The organism is Lysobacter sp. 5GHs7-4, from assembly GCF_021284765.1.
Lineage (GTDB): Bacteria > Pseudomonadota > Gammaproteobacteria > Xanthomonadales > Xanthomonadaceae > Lysobacter.
On record NZ_CP089924.1, the window covers coordinates 4,112,204 to 4,130,181 of the forward strand.

Annotated in this window: 9 protein-coding genes; all 9 read right to left on the minus strand. The window is 65.9% G+C overall.

The features are described 5' to 3' along the window. Positions 1–44: 44 nt before the first annotated feature. Positions 45–476 carry a type II secretion system major pseudopilin GspG gene (gene gspG / locus LVB77_RS18535; protein ID WP_232907568.1) on the minus strand — a complete coding sequence of 144 codons (432 nt, stop codon included), beginning with the start codon at positions 474–476 and terminating at the stop codon, positions 45–47. Positions 477–743: 267 nt separating this feature from the next. Next, positions 744–1,961 carry a type II secretion system F family protein gene (locus LVB77_RS18540; protein ID WP_232907570.1) on the minus strand — a complete coding sequence of 406 codons (1,218 nt, stop codon included), beginning with the start codon at positions 1,959–1,961 and terminating at the stop codon, positions 744–746. A 13-nt stretch (positions 1,962–1,974) separates the two neighbouring features. After that, entirely contained in the window at positions 1,975–2,445 is a 471-nt protein-coding gene (locus LVB77_RS18545; protein WP_232907571.1) for a hypothetical protein, read from the minus strand. A 40-nt stretch (positions 2,446–2,485) separates the two neighbouring features. After that, complete coding sequence (gene gspE, locus LVB77_RS18550; RefSeq protein ID WP_232910362.1) at positions 2,486–4,156, minus strand: type II secretion system ATPase GspE; 1,671 nt, start codon at positions 4,154–4,156, stop codon at positions 2,486–2,488. A gap of 382 nt (positions 4,157–4,538) precedes the next feature. Continuing rightward, entirely contained in the window at positions 4,539–4,925 is a 387-nt protein-coding gene (locus LVB77_RS18555; protein ID WP_232907573.1) for a hypothetical protein, read from the minus strand. Positions 4,926–4,953: 28 nt separating this feature from the next. Next, on the minus strand, positions 4,954–8,181 hold the full coding sequence (locus LVB77_RS18560; protein WP_232907574.1) for an Ig-like domain-containing protein: 3,228 nt from the start codon (positions 8,179–8,181) through the stop codon (positions 4,954–4,956). A 102-nt stretch (positions 8,182–8,283) separates the two neighbouring features. After that, complete coding sequence (locus LVB77_RS18565) at positions 8,284–11,070, minus strand: hypothetical protein (protein ID WP_232907576.1); 2,787 nt, start codon at positions 11,068–11,070, stop codon at positions 8,284–8,286. A gap of 505 nt (positions 11,071–11,575) precedes the next feature. Further along, positions 11,576–15,001: an Ig-like domain-containing protein gene (locus tag LVB77_RS18570; RefSeq protein WP_232907577.1), complete on the minus strand. Its 3,426-nt coding sequence runs from the start codon at positions 14,999–15,001 to the stop codon at positions 11,576–11,578. After that, entirely contained in the window at positions 14,985–17,789 is a 2,805-nt protein-coding gene (locus LVB77_RS18575; RefSeq protein WP_232907579.1) for a hypothetical protein, read from the minus strand. Before LVB77_RS18575 ends, LVB77_RS18570 begins: the two co-directional genes overlap by 17 nt. Positions 17,790–17,978 lie beyond the last annotated feature (189 nt).

Sequence of the window (17,978 nt, forward strand, 5' to 3'; positions counted from 1 at the left end):
TCGCGGGAGCGGAAGGGCGCTGCCGCAACTGCCTCATGCGCGGCTTACTCGTACTTGACGTCGCCGTCGACGCTGGTGCCGCCGGGCTTGCCGTCCTTGCCCAGGATCACCACGTCGAAATCGCGGCCTTCGCCAGGCGAGCGGTATTCGATCGGATGGCCCCAGGGATCCTTGAGGTCGGTGTCCTTGACGTAGGGACCGAGCCAGCCGTTGGCGTCGGACGGCGCTTTGACCAGTTCCTCCAGCGAGCCCGGCAGGCGGCCGGTGTCCATCTGGAAGGATTCGATCTTGCCGGCCAGGGTCTGCACCTGGGTCTTGGCGAGCTTGAACTTGGCGTTGTCGTTGGCGCCGAACACCTTGGTCCCGACCACCGTCATCACCGCGCCGATCAGCACGATCACGATGATGATTTCGATCAGGCTCATGCCGCGCTGCAGGGCGGCGGACGGGCGGCGCAGGGAACGGGGATTTCGCATTTCGTTCATCCGTAGGTGGTTGGGTACACAGAAGAGACGCTCGCCAGGGGCCTAATCCCGCTGCCCCCAGCCCTGGATTCGACCGCCGCGCGCCTGAGCGGTTCCGGGCCGGCGTGGTCCAGCTCGATTCTGTGCCGCGTTTCCGGCACCGGCACGTCGGCGCGGGAAGCGGTACAGCTTGCGTTCAAAACGGCGGAAACGTGCCGATCCGGCCTGCCGGGCATGGGCCTGAACAGGGAACGGTGTCGCAGTTTCGCCGCCCCGCCCCTAGCCGATCGCATTGGTCAGATCGTAGAGCGGCGTGAGCACGGCCAGCACCACGGTGCCGACCACGCCGGCCAGCACCACGGTGATCACCGGCACCATCGCCGCCAGCATGCGGTCCAGCGCCAGGCTGGTTTCGTGCTCGAAGGTCTCGGCGGTCTTGACCAGCATGGAGTCCAGCGCGCCGGATTCCTCGCCGACCTGGATCATCTGCAGCGCCAGCCGCGGAAAGCGCTTGCCCTTGCCGAGCGCGGTCGACAGGGCGACGCCGTTCTTGACCTCCTCGGCCGCGGCCTCGACATCTGCCGCGAGCACGCGGTTGTCCATCACGTTGCGACCGATGCCCAGCGCGGTCATCAGCGGCACGCCGTTGCGCACCAGCGTGCCCAGCGTGCGCGCCAATCGCGCGGTCTCGATCTTGGCGACCAGCGCGCCGGCGAACTTGCGCTTGAGCAGCCAGCCGTCCAGCGCTTCGCGGAACACCGGATCGCGACGCTTGCGATCGAACCACCACAGCGCCACCGCCGGCGTGGCGACCAGCAGGAACCACCAGTCGCGCACGAACAGGCCGATGCTGAGCACGATCTTGGTGAAGAACGGCAGCGGCGCGTCCAGGCTTTCGTACATCACCGCGAACTGCGGCACCACGTAGCCCAGCAGGAACAACAAACTGGCGCCGACCATCACCACCAGGATCGCCGGATAGATCAACGCGTTGATGACGCGGCCCTGCAGCGCGCGGCTGCGCTCCAGATAATCGGCCAGGCGCGCCAGCGTTTCGTGCATGCTGCCGCCGGCCTCGCCGGCACGCACCATGTTGATGTACAGGCGCGAGAACGTGCCGTGCTGACGCTCCAGCGCGGTCGACAGCGACGCGCCGCCGCGCACCGCGTCGCGCACGTCGGTGACGGTGCGCTTGGCGGCTTCGTCCTCGGGCAATTCCAGCAGAATCGTCAGCGCGCGATCCAGCGGCTGGCCCGCGCCCAGCAAGGTCGCCAGTTGCTGGGTGAACTGGACCAGGCGCGCGCCGCCGAACGGCTTGGGCTTGAACAGACCCTTCCACACCGACGCGCCGCCGGCCTCGCTGGCCAGCTTGGCCTCTACCGGCAGATGGCCCTGCTCCTGCAGGCGCTGCACGACTTCGGCGTTGGTCGATGCCTCCATCTGCCCGTCCAGCATTTCGCCGCGGGCGTTGAGGGCTTTGTAGTGATACAGGGGCATCGGCGCGGTCGGCTCAGTCGCAGGTCATGCGGTCGGCCGGCACCACGCGCGGGTTGCCCAGCGCGAAGGCGCGGATCGGCCGCGACCACATCTCGAAGCTGGAAATCCCCGGCGTGACCGCGCAGGAACTGGCGTAGTCGAAACGCTCGCCGTCGGCGGAGATGTACAGGTCGAACTTCAGCGCCACCGCCAGATCGTGGCGGATCGTCAGCATGGTCTCGCCGCCGTCGGCGCCGCCGCTGGCGGTGACGTTGGCCTGCGCCGCGTCGGCGACCGCCCTGGCCGTGGCCTTGCCGTCGGCGACCTCGACCTTCAGGGCCAGCGGCGGCTGACCGCTGCCGACCGCGAAGCCGGCCGGCAACGCGGCCTTGCTCAGCGACTTCGCCGCCGGCTTGCCCGCTGCCCAGGCCGTGCCGCCGCAGACCAGCGCGGCCGCGAGCGCGATCGCAGTCCAGCCCGACGTTCTTACCGTTGCCTTGTTCATACGCCCTGCCCCTTGGTGGTGGCGCGCGGCCGTGACGCGGTCACGCGTCCTCGGTCACGCGCAGCACTTCCTCGATCGTGGTCTGTCCCGCCAGCGCCTTGGCGATGCCGTCCTCGTACATGGTGCGCATGCCACCGGACTCGCGCGCGATCTGCTCGATCTCGCCCATGCCGGCATGGCGCATCACCGCGCGCCGCAGCTCGTCGTTCATGACCAGGAATTCCATGATCGTGGTGCGGCCGTGGTAGCCCGTGGGCGCCAGCACCGAACCGCGCGGGCGGTACAGGAAGATCTCGCCCTGCGGCTGATAGCGGCGCAGGCCGAACTTGTCGATCTCCTCCGGCGAGGCCGGGTATTTCTCGGCGTGAGTAGGCTCCAGCCGGCGCACCAGGCGCTGGGCCAGGATGCCGTTGATGGTCGAGGTCAGCAGATAGTCCTCGACGCCCATGTCGAGCAGGCGGGTGATGCCGCCGGCGGCGTTGTTGGTGTGCAGCGTGCTCAGCACCAGGTGGCCGGTGAGCGCGGACTGGATCGCGATGCGCGCGGTTTCCAGATCGCGCATTTCGCCGATCATGATGATGTCCGGATCCTGGCGCACGATCGAACGCAGCGCGTGCGAGAAATCCAGACCGATCTGCGGCTTGGCCTGGATCTGGTTGATGCCTTCGATCTGGTACTCGACCGGGTCTTCGACCGTGATGATCTTGACGTCGCTGGTGTTGAGCTTGCTCAGCGCGGTGTACAGCGTGGTGGTCTTGCCCGAACCGGTCGGGCCGGTCACCAGCAAGATGCCGTGCGGCTGGTCCAGCACTTTCTGGAACTGCGGCAGGAAGGCGTCGGTGAAGCCGAGCTTGTGGAAGTCGAACACCACCGTCTCGCGATCCAGCAATCGCATCACCACCGACTCGCCGTGCGCGGTGGGCACGGTGCTCACGCGCAGATCGAGCTCCTTGCCTTGCACGCGCAGCATGATGCGGCCGTCCTGCGGCAGGCGGCGCTCGGCGATGTTGAGCTTGGCCATGATCTTGATGCGGCTGATCACCGCCGCGGTCAGGTTGGCCGGCGGACTCTCGCCCTCGGCCAACACGCCGTCGACGCGGTAGCGCACCTTCAGACGGTTTTCGAACGGCTCGATGTGGATGTCCGACGCGCGCAGCTCGACCGCGCGCTGGATCACCAGGTTCACCAGCCGGATCACCGGCGCCTCGGAGGCCAGATCGCGCAGATGCTCGACGTCGTCCAGATCGCCGGAACCCTCGCCCTCGGCGGTTTCCACGATCGCGCCCATGGCGCTGCGGCCCTGGCCGTGCCAGCGCTCGATCAGGTCGCCGATCTCCGAGCGCAGCGCCACATAGGGACGCACCTCGCGCTGGGTCGCCAGGCGCAATGCGTCCAGCGTGTAGACATCCTGCGGATCGGCCATCAGCGCTTCAACCGCCTGCTCGGTCTCGCGGACCGGGCAAACCGCGAACTGCTTCATGAATTTGAGTGTCAGCGCGACGCCTTCCGGAGGCAATTCCGGTGCGTCCTTGATGCTGACCAGGGGCAGGTCCAGCACCGCCGCCACGGTTTCGGCGTGGTCGCGCTCGGACACCAGGCCCAGCCGGGCCAGCAGCCCCAGCAGGCTGCCGCCGGTTTCCTCCTGCAGCCGCTTGGCGCGGCCGAGGTCGGCTTCCTTCAGCCGGCCCTTGGCCAGCAGGGCATCGACAATGGCGGCATCGACGGCGGCCTGCGGGCCGGCATCGGACGCCGGCCCAGCCGCGGTCTGGCCGGAGGCCGTGTGTGGGAGGCCCGACGGATCGTGCCCGGGCCCCTCCGTGGTGGTGGCTACTGCGTTCACGTCACCCTCCTGCGCGTGAACATGGACTTTAGCAGTTTCGGCTGACCATCCGTCGCGTTCTGGAGCCGTCGCGACTACCGGACGCTGCCCCCACCTTCACGACACTGCTGTGGTTGGGATTGGACGGCCGAACTATGTGCGACCGCCTAGGCATGGCGCCCGATCCATCAAGCCTTCCACGTCGCCCCAGAGGCGCCCGCCCTCACTGAGCCCAAGCCAAACGGCGCTTGCGGCATGCATGCCTGCGACCCGATCAAGCGCCGTCGCCACCGCGTCCGCGGTCACGATGCGCGATCTTGGTCCCGATCCATACACCCATCGAGAGCGACAAGAGTAAGACGGGATAGTCGAGCATCCATGAAGGCGAAAGGACGGGACCGCCAAACACGGCAACGCTCAGGATGGATCCGAACGCCTCCTCCAACACGACGACGATGAATGCGCACCTCCAGGGCGAGGCGACCTCGAGGGCCGCCAGCCTGGCAAACACCGCCACCACCACGGCGGAATCGAGGAAATATTCCGCGAGATACCGCTGAACAGCCGATATGCCGGATGCGTCGTCACTAACGCCAAACAAAAAACCGACGACGACTCTCAGGGCAAAAAGCACGAGGGCGAAGACAAGAATCCTGAACATAGCGCTCTTGACCTTCGCTCCCGCTTCTTTACTTATCTCCGATCTTATCCTGCACATCCCGCCTGGGTTCGACTTTGCCATCGGCTCCGCCCTGATTGGGGCCGGCGCTTAGTTCCTTATCAACCTTCGCTTCCACCATATCGCCCACGACCTTTCCGACGGCGGCTCCGGCAGCCTTGGCAAGTCCATCGCCCACTTTTCCATCCAGCACGTGCTCGGTGACCTCAGATGCCACGTCGCCCGATGCCGATCCGGTCGCTTGCCCCAGGGCTTCCTCACCATTGGCGAGCTTGGCGCTGATCTCAACCGCGTCTTTAGCTGCGGAAATAGGAGTCGCTTCGATAATGATGTTGAGCACTGCCTTATCCGCCTCTCGCTGCCTATCCACCTGCTTCTTGGCCTTCTCGTAATCGCCATCGTTATCCCAAAGCGCGCGAATCCACCGCCCCAGGTTCTTGCCCGCCGCCTTCGACTGCCGCCCGTCGGGGTCGGTGAACTTATAGGGGTTGTTATTGGCGTACCAGTAACGATTGAAGTTCGATCCATTGATCTTATCGGCCGCGACCGGATCGACGCTCAAGAACCTTCCGACGCTCTGATCGTAGTAGCGTTGCTGCATGTAGGTCAGACCGGTCGCGCCATCCATCACATGACCGGTGTACCCCACGCCGTTGTACTTGGGCTTGTTGATCGCACCGCCGTAAGGCTCCCAATGAGTGCGGTCGATCACGGCGCCCGCGGCATTGGAGACCGCGATCGGACTGCCCAGTGCATCGGTGTGCTGGTATTTGAGCTGCCCGCTGTTGGTCACGCGGTCCCACTCGACGGTCGCCAACAGGCTGCCATTCAAGTAGATGTGCGGGATGGTCAACTCGGGATAGTTGTTATTCTCCGCCTCCCCCGTGTGATGCTCCTCGCGCAGCAGCAACTGGCCATCGGTGTTGTAGAACGACAGCGAATAGGTCGTGTCGGACAGGCTCGCGTTCTGGACGCGACGCCCCTGGCCGTCGTAACGGTAGGCCTCCTTGTCGGTCACCTTGCGCAGACGGTTGCCGAAGTCGAACAGGTACTCCTGGCCGTTCTTGTTGCTCAGGTTGCCCTGCGGGTCGTAGCCCAGGCCCAAGGTACTGGCGCCTTGATCGTTGCGGAAGTTGGTGACCCGGTTCTTCTCGTCGTACCAGTAGTAATCCGTGGCCGTGGTCGATCCGTTGAAATTGCTCTTGTAGCGGATGTTGTCCAAGGCATCGTAGCCGAAGCCCCTGACCGTCAGCCAATGCAGGTGCGCTTGCACCAGACGGTCTCGACTGTCGTAGACCATGTCGCGATTGCCGCTGTACAAACCCTGCACGGCATTGACGTCCCGAATGGCCGTGGTGTTGCCGTTCGCGTCGTAGGCGTAGGTCTGGTCGAATACGCCGGCATCGGTCACCCGCTCGGGCAGCTGCCTGGCGTTCTGCGCCATCGAATGGACGACACCGTTGCCGTAAACGAAGCGCTTCATGCCGCCGTTGGGGTAATAGCTGATGCCGGTGGCGTGATTGCCCCAGGTCGAGCTGACCGCGGTGGGCTGGCCCAAAGCGTTGTTGGCGTAGCTGACCGGCAAGCCGTCCGGCGTGGTGTAGCGGTTGCGATTCCCGTTCGCGTCGTAGCCATAGGTGGCCGAGCGCACGTACCAGCCCACCTGGGTCTGCGCCTCGGCATTGAGCAGACGGCGCTTGTTATAGGTGTAGTTGTTGATCACCTTGCCCTGGCCCGGCCCCTCGTTGCTCGTGATCACCTCACGCGGCAAGCCGTCAGAGGTGTAAGCCCAGGTCTGGTCGCCGCGTCCGTCCGGGAAGGCCAAGGCGGCCAAGCGATTGCGGTTGTCGTAGCCGCGCGCCACCTTGCGGCCGGATTGCTCGGCTTCGGCGAGGTTGCATTGGTTAGGGTCCGGTAGGTCCAGGCCCGCGGCCGACCAGGCGAGATTGCCGGCGGCGTCGTAGGCCATCACCGTGGCGCCGGTTTCCAGTTCGATGATCTTGCACAACTGGTTGTACTGGTCGTAGACGTAGCGCCGTGCCACGCCACTGGGCCCGGACGGCGGTATCGTCACGGTGACGTTGGCCGTGGCCGAACGCACGGATGCGCCCAGGTTGTCGTGCACGATCGCGTACACCGAGTGCGGCCCGACGCCGACGCCGCTCCAGGTGTAGTCGTAAGGGGCGCTGGTATCGGTATGGATGAGCTGGTTGTCGACGTAGAACTCGACCCGTTTCACGCCGTCCACGTCGGAGGCGTTGGCGCTCAACTGAAAGCTGGCGGGTATGCTCGCCTGCGCGCCGTTGGCGGGACTGGTCAAGGTGATGCTGGGCAGGCCGTTGCCGACGATCCACATCGCCGCCGAATCGGTGTAGTAGCCGCGCGTGTCGAAGGCGCGCGCGACCAGGCTGTGACCGCCTTCGATGCCGGTCCAATGCAGCTCGTAGGGCGCACTGGCGTCCTCGCCCATCTTGACGCCGTCGATCAGAAACTCGACCCGCTGCACGCCGTCGTCGGGGTCGGAGGCATTGGCGGTGAACGCCACCGCGCTGCCCAGCTGATAGACGTAGTTGTTTCCTGGACCGGTCAACGCCACCGAGGGCGCGGTGTTGTTGGTCGGCACCGCGCTCACGTCCACGGTGGACAGGGTCAGGTCGCCGCTCTTGAGATAGAAGCGCAGCCCGCGCGTGCCGATGCCGGCCGCGGCCGAGCCGCTCTGTCCGCTGACCCACGGGGTCATGCCGCTGCCGTCGGGGAACGAGAACCAGACCTGCGCGTTGGCCGCGTTCGAGTTCCAGTTGATCGTGGTGACGCATTGGCTGCTGCCCCAGGGAATGGTGCAGCTGGCCGGCGAAGAGCTGATGCTGCCGCCGAGCACGTTGAAGGCGCGACCGGCGCCGACCGGATCGACCCAGCGCCGGTTGCACATCTCAAACGAGGCGTCGATGAAGTAGCGGCCCGGCGGTAGGTTGTTTAGCACGTCGCCGTTGTTGACCGAGGTGTCCAGCCCCGGTCCGCTGACGAAGATATTGATCGGGCCGCAGCCCGAGGTCGCGTTCAGCAGCACCTTGACGTTGGCCGGCGCGGCGAAGTTCATCTCCGGCGCAGCGGGATAGCTGAAACTCAAGGTCGGCCCGGCTCCGGCCGCCGCCAGGCCCGGCAGCAGGACCGCCAGCGCGATCCACAGCCACGCCAGCGTCCATCGCGGAGCCCTCGCCCCCCTCGTGCGGGCCTTCATGTCATCTGTCTTGCGCATACCCCAACCTATGGGCCGAATCCGGCCTGCTGTCCTATGCCGTACCGCGACGCGCGCGCCGCAATCCCCTGAGCGAACGCCGGATCAACTGCCCGGGCCGCGCACGATTTCCTTGGTGTTGCCCAACACGTCGCGCACGATGCTGGTCCGCGCCGCGTCCGCGGTCCCGGTGGCCGCCTCTATCGTCGCCGGCTGCTCGTAGCTGGGTTGGCCATAGGCTTGGAAGCTCTCGACGACCTTGATGCCGCGCGCATCGGTGGTCTGGCGGCGGAACCCGGCCAGATAGTCGATGCGGCTGGTCAATGGCCCGTGCTCCGAATCCTGCACCGTCGTGGTCGGCCTCCCTAGCGCGTCGAAGCCGCTGCGCGTCCCTTTCAACGAGGGGTCGTCGAAATTGATCCAGCCATCCACGTAGGGATTGCGCGGATAGGAGACGAACACGGTGCGCCCCTCTTCGTCGTAGCGCTTGGCGCTCCAACGGGCGGTACCGGCGACATCGGCCGCATCGTGCTCGCTCTCCACGACCGGACGCCACAAGGCGTCGAAGTAACCCGCTTTGACGTGATTGCCCGTGGTGACGGTCTGGCGCCAGTGACCGGGGGCGAGTCCGTACTCGCTTTGCGCGACCGGCTCGAAGGAGACGACCGTCGGATGCCAGGCCACCTCGTCGCCCGCCGGCGGGGTGATCCGGTTGATCCGCCCCATGACGTCATAACCATAAGCGGTGGCGTAGCCGTTCTCGTCGGTGAGCGAGGCCAGCCAACCGTTGCCGTCGACCACCGCGAGCTTCTGAGTACCGTCCTGGAAGCGCACCGTCTGCGGCATGCCACGCTTCCAATCGCTCACCGTGGTGACGAGATCGCGCCCATCCTTGACACTGGCCAGGGTGCCGTCGGGGTTGTAGCCGAGGGTCTGTTGCAGCTTCTCGTAGGCGTAGTCGCGCACGGGTAGCGCGGTGCCGACATCGTAGTCGGTACGCGAAACTATCGCGCCGGTGTTGAGGTTGGTCTGCTTGGCGACCTGACCGATCACCCACTTGGCCTTATCGTTGTAATAGTCGGTCAGATCGGTGCGAGTGGCGCCCAAGGTGTTGGACTGGCCGACACGAGTGACCTGAGCGAACTCGTCGAAGGTCTCGTTATCGCTGTAGAAGCTCACACCATCCTGCAGAACCGAGCCGGAGACCTGCGGACGCTGGCGCTCGGACGAGAAGGAGTCCAGACGCACCTGCGGGCTCAGGCCCATGCGGTCGGCGAAAGCTTGCTGCGGCGCGGCGGCGTTACTCAAGTAGGTGCTGGTCGTGCGGCGGAGCAACGTGCTGCCGGCGTAGGCCTCCACCTGCAACAATTGGCCTTCGTTCTGATCGAAGACCACGCCGTAGGTGTTGACCGTGCGCTCGCCGCCGGGGCCGTTGACGGTCGTGGTCTTGGTGGTCGCGCAGTTGCCGCAGGTGCCTTCCCAGCTACCGACCGGGGTGGTGTAGTCGTAAGTCCAGGTATAGCCAGGCAACCCCGGCCCGGTCACGGACTTTCTGCGCAGGGCTAGAACGTCGAAGCGCGCCGGCACCATGGCCGTGTAGGCGTCGCGCGTGGGTTCGTAGTCCGGTACCGGCCGCGGGCTCATGTCCGGAGGCGACATGCAATCCAGGGGCACGTTCTGGCGCCCGTGGCGGATGGTCTGGAACACGAATTCGCCGCGCGCACCCGAGGGATGGGTGATCGTGGCCGTCCGGGTCTCCGACGTCAGCGCGCGCATCCAGCTGCAGTCCAGCGCCTTATCCTGCAGACGCACCTGTCCACCCGGAATGGTGGGCTCCGGATCGTTGCTATAGAACGGATTACCCCACATCACGCTGAAGTCGATCGCCCAGCGGCTGCTGTCCGGCAAGGTCACCGAGGTCAGCTGCGAGTACGCCGAGTAGCCGTAGCGCCATTCGCGGCCGGTATTGGTGGTCACCTTGGCCACACGGTCGTAACCGCTGACGTTCTCCCAGGTAAAGCTGAGCTGACGACCATCACTGGACGTAATAGTCTGCAGCTGTGCGCCATTCCATTGATAGGCGACCCAGTTCCCGAAACGGTCCTCGATGCGCGTGGGATACAGGCGGATCTCGTCGCGCGGCACCGGTCGCTGCGCAACGGCGCCTTCGGAAGTCACTGGCTTGAGCAGGTCGTCGGAGGTTCGCACTACCATCCAATCGAAACGGTAGCGGGTGCCGTCGGGCGCGTGCGCCATGAAGCCTTCGCCCGCCTGGCCGCTCTGCAGGCTGGGCAGGCAGGACAGGTGCCAATGCTTATTGGTAACCCAGGGATAGACCCCGCCATCGGTGGGACGCGGTCGAGTTTCGGCGGTGGCCAGCAGCAGTTCCTGATCGCCCCCGGGCACGGCCATGCTGTAGCCGCTCCAGTATTCCTCGGGCCGCACGGCCGGTGCACGGCTCGGCGTGGAGCTTTGTATCTTCACCGCCGGTGGGCGCGCACTCTCGACACTGGTGGGAGAAGAACAGCGATTGGCCGTAGCGTTGGTTGCGAACGAGCCCAGCACCCAGCCCTCAGCACTGCTGAATGTGCCGCTGATGTACGGCACATCCCAATCCCAGTCGCCGAACGGACGGCTGCGCGCATCGGTCGCGGCCGCGAAGCGCCGCCCCAGCGCGACCGGTATCGGGAAGTTGCCTGGAATCGATACATCCGTAGTCGCGAAGCTAGTCGCGCCGGTGTACAGGTTGACCGAATCTCCGAACAGCGTCGGCCCCTCGGACTTCACCGTCTGCGCCGACTTGATCAGCTTGTCGTACTCCTCCCATGGCGCCCTTCCCGCGCAGGCCGCACCGCAGGCGAGCGCAAGCAACGTTCCGACCAGATAACGCACGGCTTACTCCTTGTCCCCAGAGTGGATGCGATCGGCGCAGTTGCGGCGATCGCGTGACGCATTGTCGAGTCAGCCGCAACGCGATAGGGCACGGCTCAGCGCAGTGCGCGCACGCCGGAGCGCATCGCGTCGTGAACGTCCGCAAGGCCAAACGCCCCGCCGCAACGCGAACACGGTCTGCCGCATACCGGTCTTACCGTGTGCACGCACCCGCGCCACTTGACGGCTCCCGCGAGTGCGATCCTTTCGGGTAACGCAGCCGTGCTCTGTTGGCGAACGCCGAAACCGGGGCACCATGACCTCTCGGGCCGCAGGCGTCGGCGAAAACAGCCCCGCATTGCGGGGCTCTTGGATCATGAGCCTTCGTGACCGTACTTCCGCCCTGCCGCCCACGACTCGGTGCGCGATCGCCATGCACAACGCGCCAGCAGGCTTCGACATACCGAACTACAAGGCGGGCCCATCCTGAGCGGAATTTACTGCGAGCAAGCGAACGGTTGACGCCCTACTTTGCCTTAGAACCCAAATTCCACTCGATCACCTTCGATCCAAACGAGAACGGCTTGCCTTTCGCGCCGAACGACACACCGCCTTTGAACTTGATTTCTGCGGAACTCCCCTTGAAGTCGACATCCACACCGACACCAAGCCCAGTGCCGAAACTCGCGCCGCTCGAAAATTCGAAAGGCATTTCGAACGGGAGATCCAGCGTCAACGGATTCTTGTTCTCCAAGTAGAGCCCCCCTTGCAGCCCGCCCACCGCGCCCCTCTCGAGCGAAACATCGCCTTCCCAAGAGGTGACCAGGTTTTGGGTGAACGATGCCGCCACCACAGCACCTCCGCTCAGCTCGAACTTGACGCCCACGTTGTCGTTGATGGCGGCCGCTGTAGCTTCCACGGCGCGCACGAACGCACCGTGGCCGGCGATCAAGGGTTTCATGATGGCATCGGAGGCCTCGGCGACGAACCGCTCGCCGCAGTGACCGCCGCCGTTCTCGCAAACGCTATGTTTATCGTTCTCCTCGCTCTGCCGTCCATCGGGGTCGGTGAAGCGATAGGGGTTGTTGTTGCCGTAGCCGTAACGGTTGAAGTTGAAGCCGGTGGCCGTGTCGACCGTCACCGGGTCCACGCTCAGGAAGCGGCCTACGTCCTCGTCGTAGTAACGCTGCTGCATGTACGTAAGACCTGAAGCCCCGTCCATGACATGGCCGGTGTAGCCGACGCCGTCGTAGTTCGGCTTGCCGATCGCGGCACCATAGGGCTCCCAATCGGTACGCTCGACCACAGCGCCCGCGGCGTCGGTCACCGCCACCGGGCTGCCCAACGCATCGGTATGCTGGTAGCGCACCACAGCGGGAACGCCTGGGCTGAAGTCGCTTTCTCGGATCGCCAGCAGCGACTCGCCCAGGTAGTAGTGCTCGAGCGACTTGCGCGGATTTCCCGCCTCGGTATAGATCATCTGCCCGGCCTTGTTGTACATCGACAGGCGACGGACCGTGGCCCAGTCGGCGCTGGCCGACATCACGCGCCGGCCCAGGGCGTCGTAGCGATAGGCTTCCTTTCCGGTTACCCGGCGCAAGCGGTTGCCGTAGTCGAAGACGTAGGCCTGGCCGTTCTTGTTGTCCAGGTTGCCTTGCAGGTCGTAGCCCAGGCCGATCACGCTGGCGCCGCTGGCGTTCTGGATATTCGTCAGCCGGTTGCCCGCATCGTAGTAGTAGCGGTGATCCTTGACGCCGCCCAGCGACCAGGTCTTGAGGTTGTTCAAGGCGTCGTAGGTGTAGCGATGCCAACAGTCGCCGCCGAAGCTGCAGGAGCCGGCCGCGGTCAGGCGGTCCAGGCCGTCGTAGACCATCCAGCGACTGTAGGTGTCGCCGCGGGCCAGGTCGCGTATCTCGACGACGTTGCCTGCGTGGTCGTAGCCGGTTCGCAAATCCAGCACGCCGGTGCTCACGCTGCGTTCCGGCAGCTGGCGCGCGTTCTGGCTCATGGTGTGAACGACGCCGTTGCCGAAGGTGAACTGCGAGATCGCGCCGTTCGGGTAGTAGCGCACGTTGCTGGCGTAGGTCTGCGCCGATGTGGCCACCTGGCGCGGCTGGCCCAGGGCATTAGGTGCGTAGTCGATCACCGCGCCGGTGGGATAGCTGTGCCAGCGCAGCTGACCGTCGGACTGATAACCGTAACCGCTGGACCAGCTGTACCAGCCCGGCTGCGACTGCGCTTCGGCGGTCAGGTGGCGGCGTTTGTCGTAGTGGTAGGTGTTGACGACGATGCCCTGCCCCGCCCCTTCGTTGGACGTGGTCACCGTTTTCGGCAGACCGTCGGCGTAGTACTCCCAGGTTTGGTTGCCGCGCCCGTCGGGGAAGCTCAGCGTCTGCAGACGATCGCGTCCGTCGTAGCTGCGCCCGACCGTGCGGCCGGAGCCGGCCGCCTCGGTGCGATTGCAGGACGAGGGATCGGGCAGGTTCAGGCCAGCGGCGCTCCAGGCGACATTGCCGACCTCGTCGTACTCGATCACGGTCGCGCCGGCTTCCGGATCGAGGGTCTTGCACAGCCGCTGCTGCGAGTCGTAGACCCAACGCCGCGACAGGCCGGCAGGCCCGGTCACCAGCCGGTCCACGCCGACGTTGGAGGTGGCCGAGCGCCTGGAGGCGCCCAGCACGTCGTACGCGACCGCGTGCACCGCGTGCGTACCTACGCCGGCGCCCGACCAAGTGACCTCATAGGGCGCGGCAGTGTCGGTGCCGACGAGTGCGTTGTTCGCGTAGAACTCCACCCGTTGCACGCCGTCCGTGTCCGAGGCGTCGGCCTTGAGCAGGAAGCTCGCCGGTTCCGTGGTGCGGGCACCGTTGGCCGGACTGGTCAGGGCGACGTTGGGCAGGCCGTTGGCGGCGATCCACATGGCCACCGAGTCGGTGTGGTAGCCGCGGGTGTCGAACGCGCGCGCGACCAGGCTGTGGCCGCCGTCGGTGCCGGTCCAATGCAGCTCGTAAGGCGCACTAGTGTCCTGGCCCATCTTGACGCCGTCGATCAGGAACTCGACCCGTTGCACGCCGTCGTCGGGGTCAAAGGCATTGGCGGTGAACGCCACCGCGCTGCCTAGCTGGTAGACATGGTTATTGCCGGGACCGGTCAGCGCCACCGAAGGGGCGCTGTTGTGGGTCGGCACCGCGCTCGCGTCCACGGTCGCCAGGGTCAGGTCGCCGCTCTTGAGGTGGAAGCGCAGCCCACGGGTGTCGATACCGCCTACCGCCGAGCCGTTCTGCCCATTGGCCCACTGGGTCATCAGGCTGCCGTCCGGCAGCGAGTACCAGACCTTCGCGTTCGGCGCGTTCGAGCTCCAGCTGACCGTGGTGTAGCAGGCGTTGGCGCCCCACGGGATCGTGCAGGTCGCAGGCGATGCGGAAATCGAACCGGCATAGACGTCGACCCACACGCCCGAAGTCGACGGCCCGAACCATTCCACTCCCTCCATCAGCATGCGCCACTGGAAGGTGTAACGGCCCGGTGTGTCCGGCGCGCGCACGGTGAAGTGGAACGTGGCCTCTTGCTGCGGCCCGATCGCGCCGGGCACCGCCACCCGCGACAACCCCCAGGTCCAGTTGTCCTGCGGCCCGGCCGATCCGAGTTTGTAACCTTCGCCTGCGGTCCAGGTGGCCGCGCCGGTGTTGCGGAACGTCACCGACACCGGGTAGTACCGACCGGGCTGCATCACGGTCGGCACCGACATGGCCGAAGGATTGGCGTCGCGCTCGGCCGGCGGCTCGATGATGCAGTCGGGATTGTTGAAGTCCGGCACCGGGCAGTCCGCGTGCGCCATCGGCGCTGCGAACAACAGCGCCAGCAGCCAGCCCAAGGGCGCCATTCGTCGCGTGCGCCACGGAGTCGGCGTAGCCGGGCGCGCCGGCAGCAAATTGTCATTCGCCAGCGCCACGCGACACCTCCTTGGCCTTGCCGTAGTTGTCGCGGTCGATCACGGTGCGCACGGCATCCGCCGTGCCCGCTGCGGTGTCGATACGGATCACGCTGTCGTAGCCGGGCTGGTCGAAGGCCTGGAAGGCCTCGACGGTGGCGACGCCGCGAGGGTTCACGGTGCGGCGCTTCAAACCGGACAGGTATTCGATCGTCGTGGTCAGATCGCCGAGCTCGGAGGTCTGTACGCGGCGCACGGGCCGGTCCAGGGCGTCGTAGCGGGTGAGCACGCCGGCCAACGTGGCGTCCGCGTAGCTTTTCCAGCCGCTCGCATATGGATTGATCGGGTACGAGGCGAACTCCACTCGGCCCATCTCGTCGTAACGCTGGGCAGACCAACGGGTGGTGCCCGCGGGATCGTTCAAATCCTGCTCCACCGTCACGACCGGCCGCCTCAACGCATCGTAGTGCGTGGTCTTGCGCGCATTGCCGGTGGTGACCGTCTGCAGCCAGTGTCCGGCCGGCAGCCCATGCTGTGCGGAAGGCGACACCGCGAAGCTTTGCGTGGTCGGCAGCCAATCGACGCTGTCGCCACCGGGATGGGTCAGCGTGGCCAAGCGCCCCATGGCGTCGTGGCTGTAGGCCGTGGTGTAGCCGTTTTCGTCGGTGGTCGAGGTGATCCAACCCGAGTCGTCGACCACAGCCGATTGGCTGGCGCCGGCCGGCGCTTCCGGCGTCGGCGGGTACTGTATCCGCTGCGGCAGGCCGCGCTTCCACTGCGAGAACGAGGTGACGCGGTTCTTGGCGTCGGTGCTGGTCAACAGCGTCCCGTCGGCGGCGTAAGCCAGGGTTTCGAGCAACTGGCCATGGTTGTAAGTGCGCCAGGGCAGCAGGTTCGCGTCCAAGTCCGCTCGCGTGGTTTCCACGCCATCCTGCGTCGACCGCACCACCTGCCCCAGGATCCACCGGCCCGTATCGTCGGCGTACTGGGTGGTTTCGGCCGCCGAGTAGCCCAGCGTGCTGTAGCGGCTGGTCGCCGTAGGCCGTGCAAACCGGTCGAACGAGGCCGTGTCGCGGGTGAAACGCACGCCGTCCTGATCGATCCACGCCTGTTTGAGCGGCCGGTTGCGGCCGCCGGGCCATTCGCCATCGGCATAGAGGCCGAGCTCGGTGGGCGTCAATCCCTGCAACGCCGGATACGGCTGCCCTGCCGGCGTTTCTTGGTAGATCTGCCCGGTGACGCGATACAGCGCCCCGTCCTTCCATACCTCTTCGCCCAGCAACAGGCCGGTGTTCGCGTTCTCCTTGACCCCGTAGTACTGCTTGCGCACGGTGCCGCTGGGTTCGGTGATGAGCACGGTCTTGCGGTCGGAGCACGACGCGGGTGCCGCGTCGCACTCGTAGCGAAACTTGCGTTCGGGCTGCTGGTAGGCGTAGCTCCACGTCCTGGCCGGCACGCCCGCTCCGCTGACCGTGCGCTCGAACACCGACACGACATCGAACAAGCGCGGGATGGCCGAACCGCCCAAGCACACGCCGCCGAACACCGGCGCTTCGGTCACGTAGGTCAAGTGGTGGCGGGTGGGCCGGGCTTTGTAGTCGTAGCGCGCGCCCGACGGCGTCACCACGCTGGCCGCGAACACTTCGTTGCCGTTGAACAGGTCCGGTTCGGGACCGAGCTGGCCGCAATCCAATTCGTCCGTGCGCCAGCCGTCGTCCGCCATCGGCACGGACTCGGCGTAGCCCAACCGGTCCAGGGTGTAGTTCCAGGCACTGCCATCGGGCAAGGTCACGCTTTTGAGCACATGGTCGCTCTTGTCGCTCGCGGGCGCGGCCACCTGCTGATAGCCGTAGAGCCAGATTCTGCCGCCGGCCGTGGCCTGGATCACCCGGCCGCGCGCGTCGTGGGCCAGGTCGATCTGGCGGCCGTCGTTGCTGCGGATGCGCAGCAGCTTGGCGCCGTCGTAGTCGTAGGCCACCCAGTTGCCGAAGCGGTCTTCCACCCTGGTCGCGAGCAGGCGGACCTGGCTGCGCAAGAGCTTCGGCCCTAACGGCGGACTGGCATAGCGCGGGTAATCGCAACCCAGTTCGCAGGGCGGCGCATAGGGGTTCGCCACGGCCTGATGCACCGGCTCGTACGGCAGCGCGGCCACATGATTGAAGTAGTACTTGTTGCCCTGGGTGTCGAGTCCGAGGAAGCCCTCGCCATTATCGGCGGGGATGCAGGAGAACGCCCAGCCCTCCTGGGTACTCCAGGTGTGCGCGGCGGAAGGCCCGTTCGGATTGCCGGCATGCCTAACCAGCAGCGTCTGCTCGCCGCCGTCCACGTGCAGGCTGTAGCCGTGCCAGAACAGGCGCGGCTCGAAGTAAACGTAATACGCGCCCTGGGCCTGGGCCGAATCTCCCTGGGGCTCGACCATGTGCGCGTAATAGGCCGGTGCGTTGGCCAGCAGGCCCGACGCGCTGCCGCAGCGCTCACCGAACTGCATGGTCCAGCCCTTGCTGGCGGTGAAGATGCCCGACAGATACGGAACATCCAGATCCCAATCGTCGAAGGCGCGCGGGCCGTTGCGGGCTTGCCGATCGAGCTTCCAACTGCGCGCCAGCCGCACCGGCAGCGCCGAATTGCCCGGAACATCGATGTCGACGGTGTTAAACTGCAGTCGTCCGTCGTAGAGCGAAAGCTTCTCGCCCGACGCGCTGTCGACTTGCAGGGCTACGATGTCCGTGGCCGATTTGACCCGCTTCTCGTATTCCTGGCGATAGTCGACGGCCATCGCCGGCAGCGAGGCCAGCGCGATCGCGAACAAGAGCGCAACGCCACGCCCATAGGACCACCATCGCCGCCGAAGCGTGCGCACAGGACAAGCGGCGACGATCGCCGGCCGCAAGATCGGCACTGGTCTTGCTTTCATTGGATTCCCCCGAACCTCGCCCTTGCCTTCGGCGGAGCGCGTGATGCCGCCCTACCGCAAACCGGCTGCGATCGCGCGAATGCG

What these genes read in the sequence shown, in the direction of transcription:
- LVB77_RS18540 (WP_232907570.1), bottom strand. Translation starts at nt 1,961, where the DNA reads ATGCCCCTGTATCACTACAAAGCCCTCAACGCCCGCGGCGAAATGCTG.
- LVB77_RS18545 (WP_232907571.1), bottom strand. Translation starts at nt 2,445, where the DNA reads ATGAACAAGGCAACGGTAAGAACGTCGGGCTGGACTGCGATCGCGCTC.
- LVB77_RS18560 (WP_232907574.1), bottom strand. Translation starts at nt 8,181, where the DNA reads ATGAAGGCCCGCACGAGGGGGGCGAGGGCTCCGCGATGGACGCTGGCG.
- gspG (WP_232907568.1), bottom strand. Translation starts at nt 476, where the DNA reads ATGCGAAATCCCCGTTCCCTGCGCCGCCCGTCCGCCGCCCTGCAGCGC.
- LVB77_RS18555 (WP_232907573.1), bottom strand. Translation starts at nt 4,925, where the DNA reads ATGTTCAGGATTCTTGTCTTCGCCCTCGTGCTTTTTGCCCTGAGAGTC.